This window comes from Staphylococcus sp. LCT-H4, from assembly GCF_001866145.1.
Taxonomy (GTDB): Bacteria; Bacillota; Bacilli; order Staphylococcales; family Staphylococcaceae; genus Staphylococcus; species Staphylococcus succinus.
On record NZ_MODY01000011.1, the window covers coordinates 1 to 20,549 of the forward strand.

Genomic DNA, 20,549 nt, shown 5'->3' on the forward strand with positions numbered 1-20,549 from the left:
TCTATTAAAATTCTCTTTTGATCTTCAAAATTAATCTGTTCATTTAATTTATATACTTTATTGGACTCCATAAATACAACCTCGCTATTTTCATTTCACATTAAAAACTTGATTTAAAATTTTTTCTGATGAATTGGATTTATCATTTTTCATTAACCTACTTGTCATTTTACTGTAATCAATTTTTTTAATTTTTGTTAGTTGGTTTGCTAATTTCTTTTCGTTAAAAGTGACTTCTGGGAACTTACCAACCTCATTGATATCAAAATAAAATCCTACTTCTTCTTGATATTTGTTTGTATCTTCTTGTAATAAGAAAATAGGCTTATTTAAATGCGCATAATCAAATATAGTTGAANTTCTTGAATATCTACAAATTCATTATAGAAACAATGTATTCTTGGATCTAAATTATTATATTTATTTCGTAACCTTGACTCATTTGGATGCAACTTAACAATGATTTTATAATTTGAAGGTAAAAACACTAATAAATCTACTAAATTGATATTAGTAATACTATCTCTTTGACCATTTCTCCACGTTGGGCAATAGAGAATATACTTAGTATTTTCATCATTTTGAAATAAATACTTACTCTGAATTCTAAGCCATTCTTGTTCATTATTACTATTAATTAAATATTCATTTCTCGGTGCTCCCAATTCTAATACTTTTAATTGATTATTGTTTTCCAATTTAAATGCGGATTTTAATAATAAGGTATTTAAATTAGATGAAGTTATGAGATAATCCCATTTATTCATTCTTGGTAAAAATTTGGATAGTTGAAGGTTTTTTTCTTTTTTGTCACTAAGATCATTCACCATTTTTTTAAGGGGAAAACCGTGCCATGTCTGTACAAAAATTTGATTACTATGCTTATATACATTATCTAATGAATTACCATTCATGAATACATATTTACAAGAACGGAAGATTTTCTTATAAATGGCACTACCAAATCTAACTGGTATCAATCCACTATTTCTAATTTCTATATCTACTAATGAATTAACTGAACTTACATATACTTTTTTATCTTTAAATTTTTTCTTAATCTGTAAGGCCAGATATTTAGGGTCACCACTAAAATTACTTCCATGAAAAGATTCAATAAACACTTTATTTTCTTCAGGTTCTATACCATCCATAATCTTCTTTTCTAATTTGTTTTTCCGATAAATATATATTTTTTTCATCCCGTTAAAGAAGATATTGTTGTTAAATAGTTTTTTAAATAAGACGGTTTTCTTTAGATTCTCATATAAATCTCTTTTTTGATCTAGGTTATGAATTTTACTAGTATTTGTCTTCTTAGTCTTAATTTTAGGCACACGTGCTTTTTTAACATCAATAACCTTAGCTAAATTTTCATTATTCACACTATTCACGTTATTAAGATATCTATCGACATAGTCATCATTTGCAAAGTCTACTTGTATACGTTGTACATCTTTTGCTCTCTCACTACGCGTATATTTACCTTCAAATACTTGTAATAGTTGCTCGCTATCTTTACGAAAATCCTTACTCAAAAATGAAACAGCATTATATTTCTTATAAATACCTTCCAAAACGTTATCATCACCTGCATATATAAGTGCTTGATTACCATTAGCCACAGTCTCTAAAATTGAATAGCCTAATGTCTCATATGGAGATGTTGAAACATAAATATAATTCAAAGGCTCACGTTCATTAATATGGATATTATCCTCAAGATTATAATATTCAACTAAATTTTTATATAAGTTTTCAGAAGGCCCGTAACCTACAATATATAACTGAATGTCATTTTTATATGTATTTCGCTTTATATAATTAATTAGTTTAATTACATATGAGATATCTTTCACACCATCTTCAAATCTTGATTTGATTAACAAATTTCGCTTTGTATTTGAAGGTATGTTTGTAAGTTCAATGTGTTGTGCATTCACATATTGATTAAAAACAGCTTTATAATTATATTTTTGTTCAAATTGTTGTTTTATCGATTCTGTACTTACGCGTATACAATCGATTGTATCTAACGAAAGATCAATATCATCATTAATATATTCAAGTGGCCCATGTATTTCTCCCACGACCTTTAAATTACTATTATGTTGTTTAACAATTCTAGAATATTTAAATAAATCTTCCCTTGTAATAATCAAAATATCTCCAACTGATAACTCGTCATAATCATAACTTTTAAAAACTTTAAAATCAGGTGAATTAATATTTTCATGTATAATTAATTTTGTAATTTCACTTTCTTCAAAATCCAAACTATTAAAGTATTTAACTTCATGCCCTTTTTCCAAAAATGCTTTAATTAAATTAATATTACTTCTTGATGTCCCTCCTTTTGCGAAGATATTAAAACCTAATATATTGATTTGCATAACCTTTGACTCCCCTTTTTATTCAAATTTCTTAAATTATAAGTAATCTCCTCCCATGTATTATAAGTATCTTTTTATACATCATAATATATAATAATTATTAATTCTATACATATAAGTATATTATTGATTAATACTTATAAATTGAAAAAGTGTAACACTTTATTTAATCGATAATATAATTTTATTATACCCTAAATATTAAGATAAACTTAACAATAATAAAACATTTGAAAATATTCTCTACTATAATATTAAACATTTTGTTAAACGCTCATAAAATTTATTATAGAAAATATTTTAGAATGAAATATGAATTAATATAGTTACAAAGACATACTGCATTTGCTTACTTTACAGGAGTATTTTTTGTTAATCATTCTACATGTAATTATTTATTTCAAGGCAAAGTCTATTAAATTTATTTTCAATTTAAACATATGTATTATATAATTATAAAAAAAGCTATATGAAAGAGAGTTTTATTACATATGAAATCAGCATGGATTGTCTTTATAGAACATATTAAAAATGCTTACCTCATTAAAAGATTAGCTGAATTTCAACTGAGAATTTCTAATCATAACAATTACTTAGGTATCGCATGGGAATTAATTAATCCTGCTATGCAAATTGCAGTCTACTGGTTTGTTTTTGGACTAGGGCTTAGAAGTAACAACATTATGGAAGGTGTACCGTTTATTTATTGGCTAATGGTCGGTATAAGTATGTGGTTTTTCGTTAATCAAGGCGTGCTCGAAGGCACAAAAGCGATATCTTCAAAATTTAATCAAGTCGCAAAGATGAAATTTCCATTATCAATTATACCAAGCTATATTGTATTCAGTAGGTTCTACGGACATATTGGTTTATTAATCATTGTAATGCTTCTTTGTTTAGTTGGTGGCTATCACCCAACTATTTACACCTTACAATTATTGTTATATATCCCTTTTGCGTTAATATTAACGATGGCTATCTCTTTAGTTACATCAACATTAGGTGTGCTTATAAGAGATACACAAATGATCATGCAGTCACTGATGAGAATAATTTTCTTTGTTTCTTCAATATTGTACTTACCCACTAACGAAACGGTTTTAACTGTTATGAATTTTAATCCCATTTTTTTCCTAGCAGAAGGATATCGGGCAGCAATATTGCATCATGAGTGGTTCTTTATCACACACTGGCATTTAGCAGTTTATAATTTATGTCTAGTGACTGTGTTATTCATATTAGGTTCCATACTACATATGCGTTATCGAGACCATTTCGCAGATTATATGTAGTGACAATACTATAATGTCACTAAAAAAGCACGGACAGGAATTCATTAAATGAATTCCTGTCCGTGCTTTTAGTTAAATACTTCATTTACAACACGTTTTGTTGCATTGCCATCTTCTAAATTACAATACGTTCTATAAAACTTCTCATATTTTTGTTTGTACTCATCATTAACTGATTCAATATTATTAAGCGCATTAAAAAGTGCATCATTTGATAGCAATAAAGGACCAGGCAAGTCATTATATACATCAATATAAAACCCTCTCAACATACTTTGATATTTTTCAATATCATAAGTAAAGAATAAAATGGGCTTTCTAAGATTTGCATAATCGAAAAATACTGAAGAATAATCCGTAATCAACAAATCGCTAGCTATATATAAGTCATTAATATCATTATATTTAGAATAATCATAAGCAAAACCTTCAAATCCAGTTAAATCCATGTTGTCGGAAATGAAATAATGCATTCTTAATATAATGACATAATCATTTCCAAATTCTTCTTTCATGCGTTGTAAATCTAATTGTAGCTTAAATTTATATTTTCCTGCTGAATGGAATTCATCGTCTCTCCATGTTGGTGCATATAAAATAACTTTTTTAGATTTTGGTAAATCCAACTTTTCTTTCACTTCATTTTTATATTCAACAGAATGATTCGTCAATATATCATTTCTTGGGTAACCGTACGTTAATATTTGGTTTTTAGGATACATAAAGGCACTTTCAAATATCTCTTGGCTATATTGATTAGCAGCGATTAAATAATCCCATTTTCTAGATTGGTTATAAAAATCTTTTTTATAATTTTTATTAGCTGAGGTTACATTTTCCATATCAAAAACTAAACGTTTCAACGGTGTGCCATGCCATGTGGATAAGATGACTTGTTCCTCTTTTTTATACAACCATTTAGGTTGTCTCATGTTTAGTACAAAATATTTTGATAAAGTAACATAATAAAAATATTTCCAGCTAAACCTTTTTATTATTCTTACATTCTTATGCTTAAATTCCTCTTCATTTTTTACAATATCTTGATTGTTAAGTACCCATATATGCTTCCATTTATTAGGTTCGTTCTCTAGTAAATACTTAAATATCGCTTTAGGACTATCTGAATAATTCTTACCTAAAAAGCTTTCATATAATACGGTATTTTCTTGTATAGGTAATCTTGTAAAGACATTTTTTTGTATTTTCTTTTGTCTAAATCTTTGGTTTTTAGGCTTAGAAAATTGATACGCTTTATAACCTAGTACTCTACTTTTACTAAACATAAAAGCCGTTTTAAATTTACCCTTTTCAATTGCATTCATTTCATATGAGTGTCTTTTGCTTAATTTAAAGTTTGCTGATTTAATATTTAAAATAGTATACAATTCACGATATATTTTACTTACTTCTGTATATGATTCGGTAAATATTGGGCTTTTCACTACTTTGTATAAGTAATCGTTAATAGCAGTGATTTTTAATTGTCTTGCCATTTTTAAATTCTCACAAAAAACCAATGCTTCATTTATAGCTTGTACTCTTTTTAATAATCTATCACTATGTTCTTCCTGAGTAAGTGAAGGAGAATTAATCGAATCATTATGAATATACTTATAATATAATTTTGTACTTGTTTGTTTTATATTTGCTGTATTGTTATATAATTCAATTAAAAATGGAATATCACTATATAATGTATTTTTAGATTTGAAATTTAATTGATTATCAATTAAAAATGATTTTCTAATTATGAAGCTATGTACTCTAAATTGATAATTCAAACGACTGAGATAATTCACTGGTTTTACATGCTCAGATTTATGATTAATCATTTGGTTTTCAAAAAAACCATTTATAATTTGCTTTAACTGTACATCATCAACTGAAATGTTTGCTCCATTCATAACTGCTTCCAATTTAGAAAATGCCTCACCATCAAAAAAGACGCGCTTATTCTTTTTTAAAGTTGATGTTTTATCTAAATTAGTTTTAGTAATTGCAAATTTAAATACATCTGTATTATCTTTCGAAGACTCAATCATCTTTTTTGCATAAATCAAAGCATTGGGATGTAAATAATCGTCCGCATCCATAAATATTAAAAACTCACCTTTAGCCTGTTCTAGCCCTAAATTTCTATAATCTGTAAGTTGATCAGTTTCTGACATCTCAAGCATTCTGATGTTTAATTGAGTATGTCGCGTAAGTGTCTGTAATCTTTCTGATTTATTATGAAGAAACAAAACTTCAAAGTCTTGGTATGTTTGATTATTTAGACTTTCTATACAATTTTCTAAAAATCTTTCGTTGTTCCCTTTATCCTTAAATGGAATAATTATTGAAAAATCCATTGTTTTCCCTCTTTCTTGCAACAATATTTCATATTAAATCACTGCTTATTTTTGTATAAACACAATGTTTTATATTATATCGCTATAAAAAGTTAAATACAATATATTTATATAATATTTCTAAAAGTTTAAAACGTGTAAAATTTCATTTGAATATAAATAACTAAAAAACTTCAGCTATTTCGTATAATTAATTTGTTTAAATATATATATTGTATCCGTTTTCATTGCATGTAAAATTATATTAATTCTTCTTTTAAAAATTAGATTATATTTACACAAAAAAGCATATACCCCATTGATTGAGGTATATGCCGTTATATTTATATTCACTAGTGCGATGTTTAATTAATATCTATATCTCATATAGATTCACTTTGTGATGCTAATTTTTTATCTTCTTTTCTTGAAATAATTAAGGCACAAGCAGCATCACCAGTTATGTTTACCGATGTTCTCGTCATATCTAGCAATCTATCTATACCTAATATAATACCAATAGCGGCTGGATTTAAACCAACTGCATTTAATACCATCGCTAGCATAATGAGTCCCACACCCGGTACGCCCGCTGTGCCTATTGAAGCCACAACGGCAATAACTACAACGGTAACTAATTGTCCTACAGATAGTTGTGCTCCTGATATTTGCGCAATAAATATTGTTGCAACCCCTTGCATTATTGCTGTTCCATCCATGTTAATGGTTGCTCCTAAAGGCTGAACAAATGATGCTATTTCAGGTCTAACCCCCATTTTTTTAGTACAATTCATTGAAATGGGTAAAGCTGCACTAGAACTTGAAGCACTAAAACCAATGGTAATGGCTGGTATAAAGGCTTTAAAAAACTTCAATGGACTATAATTTCCTAATAATTTTACTGCTGATCCATATACTACAAAGAAATGAATAAAGAGTGCAAGTAAAACAATGAAGAAATACATGCCTAACTGTTGAATGGCACCAAACCCTGCCCCTGTAAAAGCGTGTGCAACCAAGCCGAATGTTCCTATAGGTGCAAAGACTCTCATAATCATTGTAATTATATACATGAGTACTTCATTTGTTTGTTCAAATAGCCTATGCACAATTTGAGCCTTGGATCCTACCATAATTATTCCAATACCAATGAATATTGCAAAAGTAATAATTTGCAACATATTGCCATCAGTCATAGCTTGGATTGGATTTTTAGGAAACAAATTAATCAATGTTTGGTCAAATGTTTGTTTTGCTGCTGACCCTTGTGAATTGTCTTTGTTTAACGTTTGTTGATAACTCGAGACATCTTCGCTTTTTAATAAATCTGATTTACCTTCCCCTGGTTTGAATATTAACGCTAATGCTATACCAATAATAATTGCTAAAGCTGTAGTCGTTAAAAAGAATGAAATTGTTTTTAATCCTATGCCTCCAAGCAATTTAGGATCACCTACACCAACTACACCTAAAACGATAGATACAAATACTACAGGTACTACTAACATAAAGATTAAATTTAAGAATATTTGCCCAATGACATTGAATAGGTATTTATCTATAAATTCTACAAACGCTGCTTGTACAAACAGATTACAAACAGAACCTACTGCAATACCTAAAACCAATGCTATGACAATTTTTATTGAAAGATTCTTTGTCTTCATAGCAACATCCCCTTTATTTTGTTAAGTTTTATTATATAGTAAAACTTTACATTTTACATTAAAAGTTATTAAAAACAAAAAAATGCTATGTATTCATCATGATATACGTAGCATTCCTCTTATTATATTAATTTATTTTCCATCGCATAGATTGCTGCTTGAGTTCGGTCCGACACTTGTAGTTTACTGAAAATATGACTTACATGTGTTTTCACTGTTTTTTCTGACACAAATAAAGCTTCTGCGATTTCTTTATTTGTTTTTCCTTTGGTCATCTCGGCTAATACTTCTGATTCACGCTTTGAAAGTTTGTTTGTGAAATGCGGTTTTTTACTTACTGTTTCGATTACATGTTGTGCCTGAGGATGAATTATTTTATCACCTGCTATAACTTTCTTGATGGTTTCAATGAGTTGTTCAGGTTCTACATCTTTCATTTCGTAACCATCTGCACCTTTATCAATTGCAGATATTACATGTTCATCATCAACATAGCTAGTCAGCACTAATATTTTCACATTAGGGTATTGAGCCTTCATAATTTCTGTTATCTCTATGCCATTCATTTCCGGCATTACTAAATCAAGTAATACAATATCTGGCACATCCCCGGTCTTTAAATAATTCAGAAAAGATTTACCGTCTGAAAAGCCACCAATGACCTCTATGTCATCTACAGTGGAAAGTAAAAATTCTAAACCTTGTCTTACGATGTGATGATCATCAACAAGTATAATTCGATGCATATTTATCTTCCTTTCAATCATCTATAATGGGACAACTATATGGATACAAGTGCCCATTTGAGGTTGTGAGACGATGTCTATTTTACCATGTATCATTTTAGTACGTTGTCTCATATTATTTAATCCATGTGAGTATTGATGCTGTGCTTCTAACACATCAAAACCTTCCCCGTAATCTTTAATTTCAACATTTAAACATTGTTTTTGTTGTTTTAATACTAAATCAATTCTATTTGTATTCCCATGTTTTTTAGTATTGTTCATTGCTTCTTGAATAATGCGATAAATATTTTCTTCAATCAAATTAGGAAGGTTGATTAAACCTTCTACTTGTACATTCAATTCAAGTTGCAGTAACTCACTATATTTTTTCAAAGCATTTACAAGACCTTGTTCTAACCCAACAGGTTTCAATTGCCAGATTAAAGCTCTCATTTCGTTTACTGCTTGCTGACTTGTCTGTTCAATCATTTGAAATGCCTCTTGTGATACAGCTTCCTTTGACATCCCATAAGCTGCATGTGCTGTTAATTTTACTGAAAATAGCATCTGGTTTACTGAGTCATGTAAATCTCTCGCTAAACGATTTCTTTCACTAATACGTGCCGCTTCTTTTTCTTGGTCTGTAAGCAAAATACGCTTGATTGCTGAACCAATTTGGAATGCTACCGACTCTAATAATTCTAAATTTTCTTCACTATAGTGTGTTGTATACGGTGTAGCAACATTTAATAAGCCAAATTGCTCATCACCAGATCTAAGCGGCACTGTTGCATGATGGGTAATCCCATCTGTTTCTTCATGATATGCTCGATTTGCTAAATTAATACGAGAACAATTTATAATATTAGAGGCTTTAGTTAATTTTTTATTTTGATAGGCTTGAACACACCAACATGTACCTTCGCGCATATATTTACAGTTATGCTTCGACAAAGCACCAGGTAAGTCCACATCTGAAATCAATTCATGTTGTCCTGCTTCATCAATAAAAAAAATCCAACCCGTTGAAAATTCACTGCCTTCAATTAAGGATTTCAAAGCACCATACATCATACTATATGTTTCAGTTTCTTCATTTAAAAACTCTGCAATTTCTTTTAACAGTGCAAGTCGTGTTGGTTTTTCCATATAACCCGTCCACCCTTTTTCAAATCACTTTATCTACATTATACAGTCTTATTCATAAATTGAAAAATACTGAAGGGGTATCTTTAATTGGTGTAACTGATGAATCATAATATTTTTTATAGAATTACTATGACTAATATTTTTAACCTTGAGTTTATGGTATGATAATATATGATAATCGAGGAGGATATTATGAAATTTGAAATCCCTAATAAATATGATCAATTAACTTTGAGAGAAATTTTTCAGCAGTTGTATTTACCTAAAAAGGACTTGCATAATTTAAACATGTCTAAAGCAATAACACTTAACGAAGCACCTGCGACACTCATGACTAAGGTAAAGACAGGCGATATAGCTTATATACCAACACCTGAAGAAGTAAGTAACTACTTACCAAGTTACCGTTTTGCGCAAATTTACTATGAGGACGATGACATTGCTATTGTAATGAAACCTAAAGGTGTGAAAACACATCCTAATGATTTAAAAGAAAGCAATACTTTAATGAATCATGTCATTTACACAGTTAAAAGTGATTATGTTGAGCCAATTCATCGCCTAGACCAAGAAACTGTTGGCCTCTTAATTGTTGCTAAAAATCCATTAATGAAAAAGATTTTAGATCGTATGCTAGAAGAAAATGAAATAGACCGTATCTATAAAGCAAATGTGCACAGTTTATTACCTATTAAACCACAAACTATAGATCAACCTATTGGTAAAGATAAATTCCATTCGAATAAGCGTAGAATCTCACCTACTGGACAAACTGCAATTACACATATCATCAGTTCTAACATGATTAAAGAAGACGTCTGTGAGTTAGAATTAAAATTAGATACTGGTAGAACACATCAAATTCGTGTTCATTTAGCTGAAATTGGTCATCCAGTTATCGGTGATCCTTTATATGGTAATTCGACGTTAAGACAACTTCAATTAAATAGTTATAAAATAGAATTTACACATCCTCTAACACAAGAAGCAATCTCTGTAAGTTTAGATGATGAAATATAAGTCCAATAACATGATAAAAAAGCCAATCCCTAATATAGAGATTGGCTTTTTTATTTTTATTTTGGTTCAACCATGTCTTCTGGTTTGATCCATTCATTAAATTGTTCTTCAGTAACGTGACCTGATTGAATTGCCGATTCTTTTAAAGTGAGCCCTTCACGGTGTGCTTTTTTAGCGATACTCGCTGCATTTTCATAACCAATATGTGGATTTAATGCTGTAACTAACATTAATGATTGATTTAAATAGTTATCTATATTTTCTGGTATTGGTTGAATACCAACAGCACAATTATCGTTAAATGTTTGCATACCATCAGCTAATAAGTAGATGGATTGTAATGTATTGAGTAAAATGACCGGTTTATATACATTTAGCTCAAAATTACCTTGTGAGCTTCCAATACCGACTGCCGTGTCATTTCCCATTACCTGTACAGCTACCATAGTTAACATTTCACATTGAGTTGGATTAACCTTACCTGGCATAATAGAAGATCCTGGTTCATTCTCTGGTATAGACAATTCGGCTAAACCTGCACGCGGACCTGAAGCTAACCATCTGACATCATTAGCAATTTTCATTAAGTCAGTTGCTAATGCTTTTAAAGTACCATGTAATTGTACAACTTCATCATGTGCTGTTAAGGCATGAAATTTATTTTCAGAAGATACAAATGCATAGCCTGTATTCTCTGATATAAATTTAGCTACCTTATCTCCAAATTGGGGATGCGCATTAATACCAGTTCCAACCGCTGTACCACCAATGGCTAAATTCAAAATATGTGCTTTAGATTCCCCTAAAAGCGTCTCACATTTGTCTAGCATGTAACGCCAACCACTGATTTCTTGACCTAAGCGAATAGGTGTCGCATCTTGTAAGTGTGTGCGTCCAATTTTAATAATATCATTAAATTGTTCTTCTTTTTCTTTAAATGTATCTCGTAATACTTTTAAAGCTGGTTCTAATTTCGTCTCTATCTCATTATATAACGCAACATGCATCGCTGTTGGAAATGTATCATTTGAACTTTGTGATTTGTTAACGTCATCATTAGGATGGATTGATTCATCACTGCCTTGTGATTTTAAATATTCATTAGCAACATAACTTACTACTTCGTTAACATTCATATTGCTTTGTGTACCACTACCAGTTTGCCATACTACTAATGGGAAATGCGCGTCTAATTCTTTATTAATGACACGATCACATGCATAAACAATAGCGTCTTTTTTAGCATCAGACAACTTGCCTAACTCATGATTTGCTAATGCTGCGCCTCTTTTTAATTGTGCAAATCCATAAACTACTTCAATAGGCATACGTTCTTTACCAACAGGAAAGTTACGTTTACTTCTTTCAGTTTGAGCACCCCAATATTTATCTGCAGGTACTTCTATTTCACCAAATGTATCATGTTCAATTCTAACTGACATTTCTAATTCTCCCCTTCATTAATCAATATTCAATCTAAGTATAGCATTAATTATTTTACAGGGGCAATTGTATTATATAGCGTTTTCATATTCTCTATAATACTGTCATCCTTATCTCTCTAACAATGTATTTCATTCACTAAAAAAACCGTATAAGCCTTATGACTTTTACGATTTCTTCGAATTATATCCTTAATGTGTTTTAGTGATATTCACTTTTGTAAATTGTGCTTTCGCTGCCTGAATAATGCCTATAGCAGTCAATATTAATAATATTGCTCCAATCACCATAGTTATCGGGCTAATGGTAATTAATACCCCTAATATTCCATTTAAATGGTTGTAAAAGTTATCTAGTGGCTTAAATAGCATAACTGTAACCACAATACAACACAATACACTAATAATTACACCTGTTTGATTACCTTTTACAAAGGTTGAAGCATTGACTTGATCCACAAGCCCTCGTGATAAATTTATCTGTAATTTTATAATTTTAAATAATACTGGTAAATAAATAGCTCCAATTGCCATTGGAAAACCTTTGATTGAAATCAAATTAACAATAACAGCACTTATCATGATGTATTTCCAATACTTACTTAACATATGTATAAGTCTCCTTAAATCTAATAATGACTTAATAATAACACATTCACTTTTAAGATGGCATGTGTTTTTATATTTCACAAACATGCTATGTGGTATTTCCAATTATAACGATTGCTGAGTAGAATGTTATAGAAAAACCCTTTGATGAATTTGTTATTCACAAAGGGTTGTTTACATTTATTTATTTAAATCAGATCGAACAGCTGAATCATGTGATTTTTCTAGTTTAGCTTCATCATTTTCTTCAGAAATTTGTTCCATTTGCTTACCAAGTTCTACTACATCATCAAAACCATCAACCATTTCATTCTTTGGTTCCGCTTCTTTAGCATGTAATTGTTCATTGCTATTATCGTTTGTCACTTGAATCACCTCACATCATAATTTTATGCAAAGCGTGCTGTGAAATAACGTCTTACATCTTCTGGTAAACCTTCTGCTGCCGCTTCATCTAAGACCACATTAACCATACGGTGTGCTTTTAAATCAGAAGGTTCAAAGTTTGTTTTACCATTTTCTTCATATAATCTATGAACGATTTCTTTTTTATCACTACCTGTGATGATTAAAATAACTTCACGAGCTGAAAACAGGCCTTGTTTTACGCTGACATCCAATTTACCATTCGTATCAATTGAAAGCACTTGTGTCACTAGCTTACCTTTATTTTCTTTTGTCTTAATTTTATCACCAATAAATGATTCTGTATCTTCGCTAAAACTCACATTATAAATTTGACCTTCAGGAACTCCTAAAGCTTCAAAGTATGATTTATTATCATCATAGTCTAAAATATTAATTTGACTAAAATCTACAGCGTGCTTATCTACATTTTTCTTTAATTCATCCAATACTGGTGAATTATCTTTGGAAAGGTGTACACCTGCAATTGTAGTAGGGTTGTTGTTAAATTGCTTTCTTAAAATATCTGCAGCATACTCTGCTACACTAGTTTCATTTTCTAATACTTTAAAGTTCATTGCCATAGTAATTACACTCCTCTTGTTCTATTAGACGCGCTTTATCATTATTTTTATAAATACCCTTGACGCTTGGGTTATAAACCATTTACATGCTTAATCTCACAGTTTATATCATGTGTATATAAACATAATTCTAAGACTTACTACTATTATACAAATCTCCAACAAGTTTTTCATTCTTTTACAATAATTATTAATCTAAATTTGGAAAACTTTGTTGTCTTAAAGCTTCATATATAAGTAAAGATGCAGTATTTGATAAATTAAGCGATCTAATATTTTCATTCATTGGAATACGTAACGCTGTTTCATGATATGCTTCTTTAACCCAATCAGGTAACCCAGTTGTTTCACGACCAAATATGAAATAATGATTTTCTTCTAAATCTGTAAAATCAAAATCAGAATAGGTTTTCTTACCAAATTTAGTAATTAAATAATATATACCTTCTGTAGATTCAAAAAATGCTTCTATACTTTCATGATAAGTAATATTAACTGAATCCCAGTAGTCTAAACCTGCACGTTTTAACATTTTATCATCTGTACTAAATCCTAATGGTTTAATTAAATGTAAATTAGTATATGTCCCAGCACATGTACGCGCAATGCTACCTGTATTTCCTGGAATCTCTGGTTGAAATAATACTATATGGTTTGTCATTCTTTTATTCTCTCCTCGTTTCAAGTCCTTTTAACATTTCCTCTTGGACCTCTTCTAATTCATTTTCATAATGTTGTTCTATAAAGGGTCTAGCTACATCGCCTTGGATTTGCCCAATAGCCCAATAAGCTGTACCTCTAATCATTGGTCTCGGGTCATTTAACGCGACATCTTGTAACTCTGGTATGGCTGCTTCTTCTTTAAAATGCGCTAAAGCGATAATAGCATTGCGTTGAATAGGTTTTTTACCTCTCCATGCACCAGCTAAGTGACCATAAGTATTTTTAAATTCTTTATTACTCATTTTTAATAGAGGCACAAGTCTTGGTTTTAATATTTCTGGTTCTAAAATGATGTCATCATGTTGTGTGTTAATACCTTTATTTTTGGGACATACTTGCTGACATGTATCACACCCATACAAGCGATTACCAATTTTATATCTATATTCATCTTTTAAATAACCTTTAGTTTGAGTTAAAAAACTAATGCATTTTTGACTGTTTAGCTGTCCATCTCCAACCAACGCACCAGTTGGACAGCGATCAACACAAATTGTACATTCTCCACAACTATCCATGAGTGGATCATCAGGAGCAAAAGGTATACTTACTAGCATCTCTCCTAAATACGTCCATGTACCAAGGTCAGGATTAATTACAAATCCATTTCTACCTATAAATCCGATTCCTGCACGTTCTGCGACAGCTCTATCAGATAAAACACCTGTATCAACCATAGATTGAATTTCAACATCTTCTACTCTTGATTGAAGATATTCAGCCAACTTATCTAACCTTTTTCTCATTATTGAATGATAGTCTTGTCCCCAAGAAGCTCTGGCAAACATGCCTCTTCGATCTCCTCGAACACTTTTAGGTGCCCCTTTTAATCTATTTGGATAACCTACTGCAATTGCTATAATAGATCTTGCAGTAGGTAATGTTAATTTAGGTTCGGTTCTCAATCCTATATCAGATTCCTCAAAACCTGAAGCATATCCTTTTTCATGATAATCAACCAGCTTCTGCTTCAATTCATCAAAAGGATCGGCAGTTGTAAAACCAATACTATCAATACCTATAGAATGGGCATAGTCTATGACATCTTGTTTTAATTGCTTTAAATCCATTTTCTTACACCCCACATTAAAAACATACATTCTACATTTTAACACATTACTATGTTTTAAGAGAATTGGATACATTACTTTTTAAAATTTAGCATAATAAAAAACCAAATAGAAGTATAAGTAATGACACCACTTTTAAATCCTTCTACTTGGTCTTTTCATTTTTTATAAAACTCTCGACAAGAAGTTTTTCGTTCTTTCATGTTGTTGATTATCAAAAATTGCTTGAGGTGTTCCCGATTCAACAATCACCCCATCTGCCATAAATACAACTTTGTCACTGACATCTCTCGCAAAATTCATTTCATGAGTAACAACTACCATAGTCATTCCTTCTTTTGCTAGATCCTTCATGACCTTCAATACATCTCCTACTACTTCAGGATCAAGTGCAGAAGTAGGTTCATCAAATAGCAATACTTCTGGATTCATAGCCAAAGCTCTAGCTATAGCTACTCTTTGTTTTTGTCCACCTGATAATTGGGCTGGATATGCATCAGCTTTGTCTTCCAACCCTACTTTTTTTAATAGTCCACGTGCTTCATTTTTTAAGTTAGTTGCACTATCTTTTTTCAACAGGCTCGGCGCTAAAATAACGTTATCTATTACTTTTTTATGTGGAAACAAATTAAAATTTTGGAATACCATCCCCATTTGTTGACGTAATTTTTCTAATTCAGTATTCTTACCATTTAATTTGTTTTCTTTGAAAATAACATCACCGCTCGTAGGTGTTTCCAAAAGATTCATACAACGCAATAGTGTACTTTTCCCACTTCCTGAAGGACCAATGATAGCGACTACTTCACCTTGTTTAACTGTTAAATCAATACCTTTTAGTACTTCATTTTTACCAAATGACTTATATAATTTTTTAATATTAATCACTAACTTTCAATCTCCCTTCAAAGAAATACATAATTCTAGACAATGTAAATGTCAGGATAAAGTATAATACCGCTGCAACTAATAATGGTGTGAACGGATCGAATGAAGCACCTTGCACCACTTGAGCATTGAACATAATTTCACTCACACCAATGACAGATACTATTGATGATTCTTTAATTACAGTTACAAATTCATTGCCTAAGGCTGGTAATATATTTTTGATAGCTTGTGGTAAAATAACAGATTTCATCGTTTGTCCATAACTCAGACCTAAACTACGTGCTGCTTCAGTTTGTCCCTTATCAACGGCATTAATTCCCGCTCTAATAATTTCGGCAATATATGCTGAACAATTGATAACGAGCGCAATCATACCACATATGAGTGCCGAGATATTTAAACCTAATACTGCAGTCGTACCAAAGTAGACTAAAAATACTTGGACAAGTAAAGGCGTACCCCTTAAGAATTCAATGTAGGCTGATGCTAACCATCTCAATACTCTGAACTTGCTGAGTTTGAGTAATGCAATCATAGCTCCAAACACCGTACCAAGTAAAACACCTACAATTGATATAAGAATCGTATTTTGTATCCCTTTAATAAAAAAGCTTCCATATTTACTAAAGAAATTGCCATCATCTTTTTTCATTGCATTTGCAGCTGATTCTTTATAATCTTTGATTAAGTTTTTATCTTTAACATCTTTAATTGTATTGTTAAGTTTTCCCATTAATTCAGGTGAATGTTTAGGTGCAGCAATTGCTGTACTTTTCTCACCCTCTTTAAATTTAACACCATCAGCAAACATTAAATCTTTATTTTGTTTTAAATAGGCTTCAGCCACTGGGCCTTCAATAACCATTCCACTTATCTTGCCACTTTTCAATGACATGATAACTTCTGGTACTCTAGTCAAAGATTGTATCTTTGCATTATTAATTTCCGTTTGTGCTATTTTCTCTTGTTGCGTTTGTTTTTGAACACCAATTTTCTTATTAGCAAAATCATCTATATGCTTTAATTGGTCAGATTCTGACTTTTTAATAATCATTTTTTGACTTACTGTCATATATGAATTAGAAAAGTCTACTTCTTTTTTACGTTCAGGTGTGGGTGTCATACCTGAAATAATCAAGTCAACTTTTCCAGTTTTAATTGCACCTAACAAACTATCAAATTGCATATTAACGATTTTAAGTTTTAAGTTGTTATCTTTTGCAACTTTCTTTGCTAATTCTATATCAATGCCTGCATATTCAGATTTACCATTAACATTATGTTCAAATTCATATGGAGCATAATCTGCAGATAAGCCGACTCTTAATTCTCCACGCTCTTTAATTTTATCCCATTGATCTTCTTGTTTAGCATTTGCATCAGGATTTATGTAAAACATTGCTGCACTCACAAGAATAGTAAAAATCAAAAATAATTTCCCAAGTTGTTTCATCTTTCTAAACCCCTCTCTATATAATTAATTATTATACATAATAACGCAATAATATTCAATGTATTTTTTTGCTTCCCAGTTTAAATACAGTAACATTTTTTAAAAAATAATTAATTATGCATTATTTATGTATAAAAAACGATCTAATTATTTAAATTAGATCGTTTGACTTTATTGCTTGGGTATTTCAAATTTATAAATTTCATCAGAATAGCCTCTCAACATTTTTTTACATAGTTCATGAACAAAAAATGCAGAAACAAACGGAATAATTAAATACCCAAAGACTAGTAAAATAATATTCATCGTAGGATCTCCAGTCATACGATTAAATGCATTGATGGGCCCGACTAAACCTGTATAACCAAAACCTGCTGACATAGGTGTGCCTTTAATTCCAATAAAATAAGCAACTAAGCCACCTATTAAACCATTTATCATTAAAGGTATGGCTATAATTAAGTGTCTAAAGTAAACAGGTATCATCATTTTTGCTGCACCAATGATGAGCACTAAATTAACACCTACGCCATTGATTCTTATAGAACCAAATAAAAATGTCACACATGCAGCAACTATCCCCATATTAGCCGCACCACTTCCTAAACCTGACAACCCTATTGCAGTTGCAATCGCAACCACTGAAATGGGTGTAACCATTAATAAAGAATATGTAATACAAATTAAAATGGACATGAGTAATGGGTTAAGCTCTGTGAATGAACTTACTATATGCCCTAAACCTTTTGTAACTTTAGACACATAAGTTAATGTATACAAACCTATAATACCACTTAACACAGGTATGATAACCGGTAATACTATCATTTCTAAAGAACCTAGTTTATTTTGTAGTAATAAATATAAAAAACATGAAATAATAACAACTAAAATAGTATTGATAATATCACCTATACCACTAAGTATAAAACCATCAGAAGTAATTTTAACAGCGCCACTACCTAACATAGCAGAAACGCCTACCATTGCGGCGCCGGCGCCATTAAACCTAAATTGATGTGCAGCTAAAATACCAATGATAAATGCCATAAATGATTGAATCATAACTACAAATTGGTAAATAGTCTCCAATAAATGATTACCATCTTTAAAGAACTTCAGCAACTCTCCTAATAAGGCATTGGGAATGAGCGCAATGACAACGCCTGCCCCTACTGCTTGAAGTATATTACTAAAAAATTGCTTACCTGTAGTTTTACTCGTTTTGGTTTGGATTGCTTTATTTTTAACCATTAATTAATTCCTCCAAATACAACATTAGACTAATAATATTATATTTCAGATAAAACTACAATATTTAGTTTAGCTTAACACTAGTTTAAATGTATCTCCTCGAATATAAAAAGTTTAAATTCATTACTATATTTATAACCATAAAACAAATATGTAATAAATCATATATGCAAATTAAGTCAAAAAAAAGAACCCCATAACAATGGGATTCTTTTAAAAGATGATAGTCATTAAAAACCATCCATATACCGGTGGTCGGGATCGAACCGACACTCCAAGAAGGAACGGGATTTTGAGTCCCGCGCGTCTGCCAATTCCGCCACACCGGCTCAATAACTCTATATTGAGTAATATTAATGATATATACTGTTTATTTAATTAAATGCTATAAACATGTGCTCACTAATAAGCAATATATACATTATATTACGAAGCGCTTTTGTCGTCAATAGATTTCTTTAATAAACAGTGAAATCACTAGGTTTGATCTATTTATAACTGCTATAAAAAAATGAAATTTGTCACTATTAAAATACTATATAAAAATTTTCAATAAGTTGTGATAAATGTATAGATAACTTATCTTTAAATATGAACCTTGATATAACCTACTATCTTTTGGTGTTGTGCTATAATTTTATAAAAAAATCTCCTTAGAGATTTACCTAAGGAGATTTTTAACAGTATATTAATCTAATATAGTTTGATTTTCTTTTTCATGAATCATTTGTGTAATCTGATTGTATTCATTCATTACCGCAACTTTTGGTGAATATGTAGCAAGCTCTGCTTCATCTAATTGTGCGTATGTCATTATAATAACGACATCATCAACTTCAACTAAACGTGATGCAGCACCATTTAAGCATATTTTACCGCTACCTCTTTCGCCTTCAATAACATACGTTTCAAAACGTGCGCCATTGTTATTATTTACAATAGCAACCTTTTCATTACCAAGAATATCAACTGCATCTAAGATATCTTTATCAATAGTAATACTACCTACATAATTTAAATTGGATTCTGTAACTCTAGCTCTGTGGATCTTTGCATTCATCATAGTTCTAATCATTGTTAAATCGCTCCTAATATTATATTTACGTACGTCGTGCTTTGATAAATCAGAATATAAAGAAATTTATAGATATTAAAAATTCATGTTTTATTCTTCAATTGTGGGGTATTATCATCGCACTTTAATTATAATACCACGTGATTCAACTCCCAAACATTGTACTACGCCTATAGCACTAAAGGTAATCGCTTTCATTATATTTTAAAAAAGAATTTAATTAATTTTAATATAAGATTTATTATTCTAATATACTCTAAAAGTGTTAATTTATTAATTAAATATAATAAGTTTATGTAATAACGCTTAAATATTGTATTTATACTATGGTTAAATTTATTGAAAAATATTAATAAAAAATAGAAAAAATTTTTATTCTTTTATGGTTTATTTAAAAAAGAGCAAAAAAAAACTCCCACCATGGAAGTATGAATGGAGCGGAAGATAGGACTTACACCTAT

General features: G+C 30.4%; 16 protein-coding genes, 1 tRNA gene and 1 pseudogene. 2 read left to right on the forward strand and 16 right to left on the reverse strand.

What is annotated here, in order from left to right; translation table 11 throughout:
* Nucleotides 1-90: 90 nt before the first annotated feature.
* Nucleotides 91-2,393 (reverse strand): annotated as a pseudogene (locus tag BK821_RS12935) (CDP-glycerol glycerophosphotransferase family protein).
* A 491-nt stretch (nt 2,394-2,884) separates the two neighbouring features.
* On the opposite strand from BK821_RS12935, the gene BK821_RS12940 reads away from it, so the two are divergent.
* Nucleotides 2,885-3,685 carry an ABC transporter permease gene (locus tag BK821_RS12940; protein WP_046837940.1) on the forward strand — a complete coding sequence of 267 codons (801 nt, stop codon included), beginning with the start codon at nt 2,885-2,887 and terminating at the stop codon, nt 3,683-3,685.
* A gap of 68 nt (nt 3,686-3,753) precedes the next feature.
* Here the strand turns inward: BK821_RS12940 and BK821_RS12945 are convergent, their stop codons facing one another.
* From BK821_RS12945 to BK821_RS12960, 4 genes are all read right to left on the reverse strand, one after another.
* A complete protein-coding gene (locus BK821_RS12945) occupies nt 3,754-6,039 on the reverse strand; it encodes a bifunctional glycosyltransferase/CDP-glycerol:glycerophosphate glycerophosphotransferase (protein WP_071331834.1) in 2,286 nt (761 codons plus the stop codon).
* Between the two features lie 362 nt (nt 6,040-6,401).
* Entirely contained in the window at nt 6,402-7,685 is a 1,284-nt protein-coding gene (locus BK821_RS12950; RefSeq protein ID WP_046837938.1) for a dicarboxylate/amino acid:cation symporter, read from the reverse strand.
* A gap of 122 nt (nt 7,686-7,807) precedes the next feature.
* Complete coding sequence (locus tag BK821_RS12955; protein WP_046837937.1) at nt 7,808-8,431, reverse strand: response regulator; 624 nt, start codon at nt 8,429-8,431, stop codon at nt 7,808-7,810.
* A 21-nt stretch (nt 8,432-8,452) separates the two neighbouring features.
* Nucleotides 8,453-9,562, reverse strand: a complete 1,110-nt coding sequence (locus BK821_RS12960) for a GAF domain-containing sensor histidine kinase (protein ID WP_071331835.1) — start codon at nt 9,560-9,562, stop codon at nt 8,453-8,455.
* Between the two features lie 192 nt (nt 9,563-9,754).
* Between BK821_RS12960 and BK821_RS12965 the strand changes: the two genes are divergently transcribed.
* On the forward strand, nt 9,755-10,582 hold the full coding sequence (locus tag BK821_RS12965) for an RluA family pseudouridine synthase (protein ID WP_046837935.1): 828 nt from the start codon (nt 9,755-9,757) through the stop codon (nt 10,580-10,582).
* A gap of 56 nt (nt 10,583-10,638) precedes the next feature.
* Here the strand turns inward: BK821_RS12965 and fumC are convergent, their stop codons facing one another.
* The 11 genes from fumC to panD form a co-directional block, all read right to left on the reverse strand.
* On the reverse strand, nt 10,639-12,024 hold the full coding sequence (fumC, locus tag BK821_RS12970; RefSeq protein WP_046837934.1) for a class II fumarate hydratase: 1,386 nt from the start codon (nt 12,022-12,024) through the stop codon (nt 10,639-10,641).
* Between the two features lie 192 nt (nt 12,025-12,216).
* Nucleotides 12,217-12,633, reverse strand: coding sequence for a hypothetical protein (locus BK821_RS12975; RefSeq protein WP_071331836.1), 417 nt, complete (start codon nt 12,631-12,633; stop codon nt 12,217-12,219).
* Nucleotides 12,634-12,813: 180 nt separating this feature from the next.
* On the reverse strand, nt 12,814-12,999 hold the full coding sequence (locus BK821_RS12980) for an SAS053 family DNA gyrase inhibitor (protein ID WP_046837932.1): 186 nt from the start codon (nt 12,997-12,999) through the stop codon (nt 12,814-12,816).
* 23 nt (nt 13,000-13,022) lie between these two features.
* Entirely contained in the window at nt 13,023-13,622 is a 600-nt protein-coding gene (locus BK821_RS12985; protein ID WP_046837931.1) for a 6-phosphogluconolactonase, read from the reverse strand.
* A gap of 190 nt (nt 13,623-13,812) precedes the next feature.
* Nucleotides 13,813-14,283 carry a tRNA (uridine(34)/cytosine(34)/5-carboxymethylaminomethyluridine(34)-2'-O)-methyltransferase TrmL gene (gene trmL, locus BK821_RS12990; RefSeq protein ID WP_046837930.1) on the reverse strand — a complete coding sequence of 157 codons (471 nt, stop codon included), beginning with the start codon at nt 14,281-14,283 and terminating at the stop codon, nt 13,813-13,815.
* A gap of 4 nt (nt 14,284-14,287) precedes the next feature.
* A complete protein-coding gene (gene queG / locus BK821_RS12995) occupies nt 14,288-15,415 on the reverse strand; it encodes a tRNA epoxyqueuosine(34) reductase QueG (protein ID WP_046837929.1) in 1,128 nt (375 codons plus the stop codon).
* Between the two features lie 165 nt (nt 15,416-15,580).
* Nucleotides 15,581-16,303: an amino acid ABC transporter ATP-binding protein gene (locus BK821_RS13000; protein WP_046837928.1), complete on the reverse strand. Its 723-nt coding sequence runs from the start codon at nt 16,301-16,303 to the stop codon at nt 15,581-15,583.
* On the reverse strand, nt 16,296-17,759 hold the full coding sequence (locus tag BK821_RS13005) for an ABC transporter substrate-binding protein/permease (RefSeq protein WP_046837927.1): 1,464 nt from the start codon (nt 17,757-17,759) through the stop codon (nt 16,296-16,298). The genes BK821_RS13000 and BK821_RS13005 overlap by 8 nt, the downstream gene beginning before the upstream one ends.
* A gap of 171 nt (nt 17,760-17,930) precedes the next feature.
* Nucleotides 17,931-19,013: a PTS sugar transporter subunit IIC gene (locus tag BK821_RS13010; RefSeq protein WP_046837926.1), complete on the reverse strand. Its 1,083-nt coding sequence runs from the start codon at nt 19,011-19,013 to the stop codon at nt 17,931-17,933.
* Between the two features lie 246 nt (nt 19,014-19,259).
* Nucleotides 19,260-19,342: transfer RNA gene (locus tag BK821_RS13015), tRNA-Leu, on the reverse strand.
* A 359-nt stretch (nt 19,343-19,701) separates the two neighbouring features.
* A complete protein-coding gene (gene panD / locus BK821_RS13020; RefSeq protein WP_046837925.1) occupies nt 19,702-20,088 on the reverse strand; it encodes an aspartate 1-decarboxylase in 387 nt (128 codons plus the stop codon).
* Between the last annotated feature and the right edge of the window lie 461 nt (nt 20,089-20,549).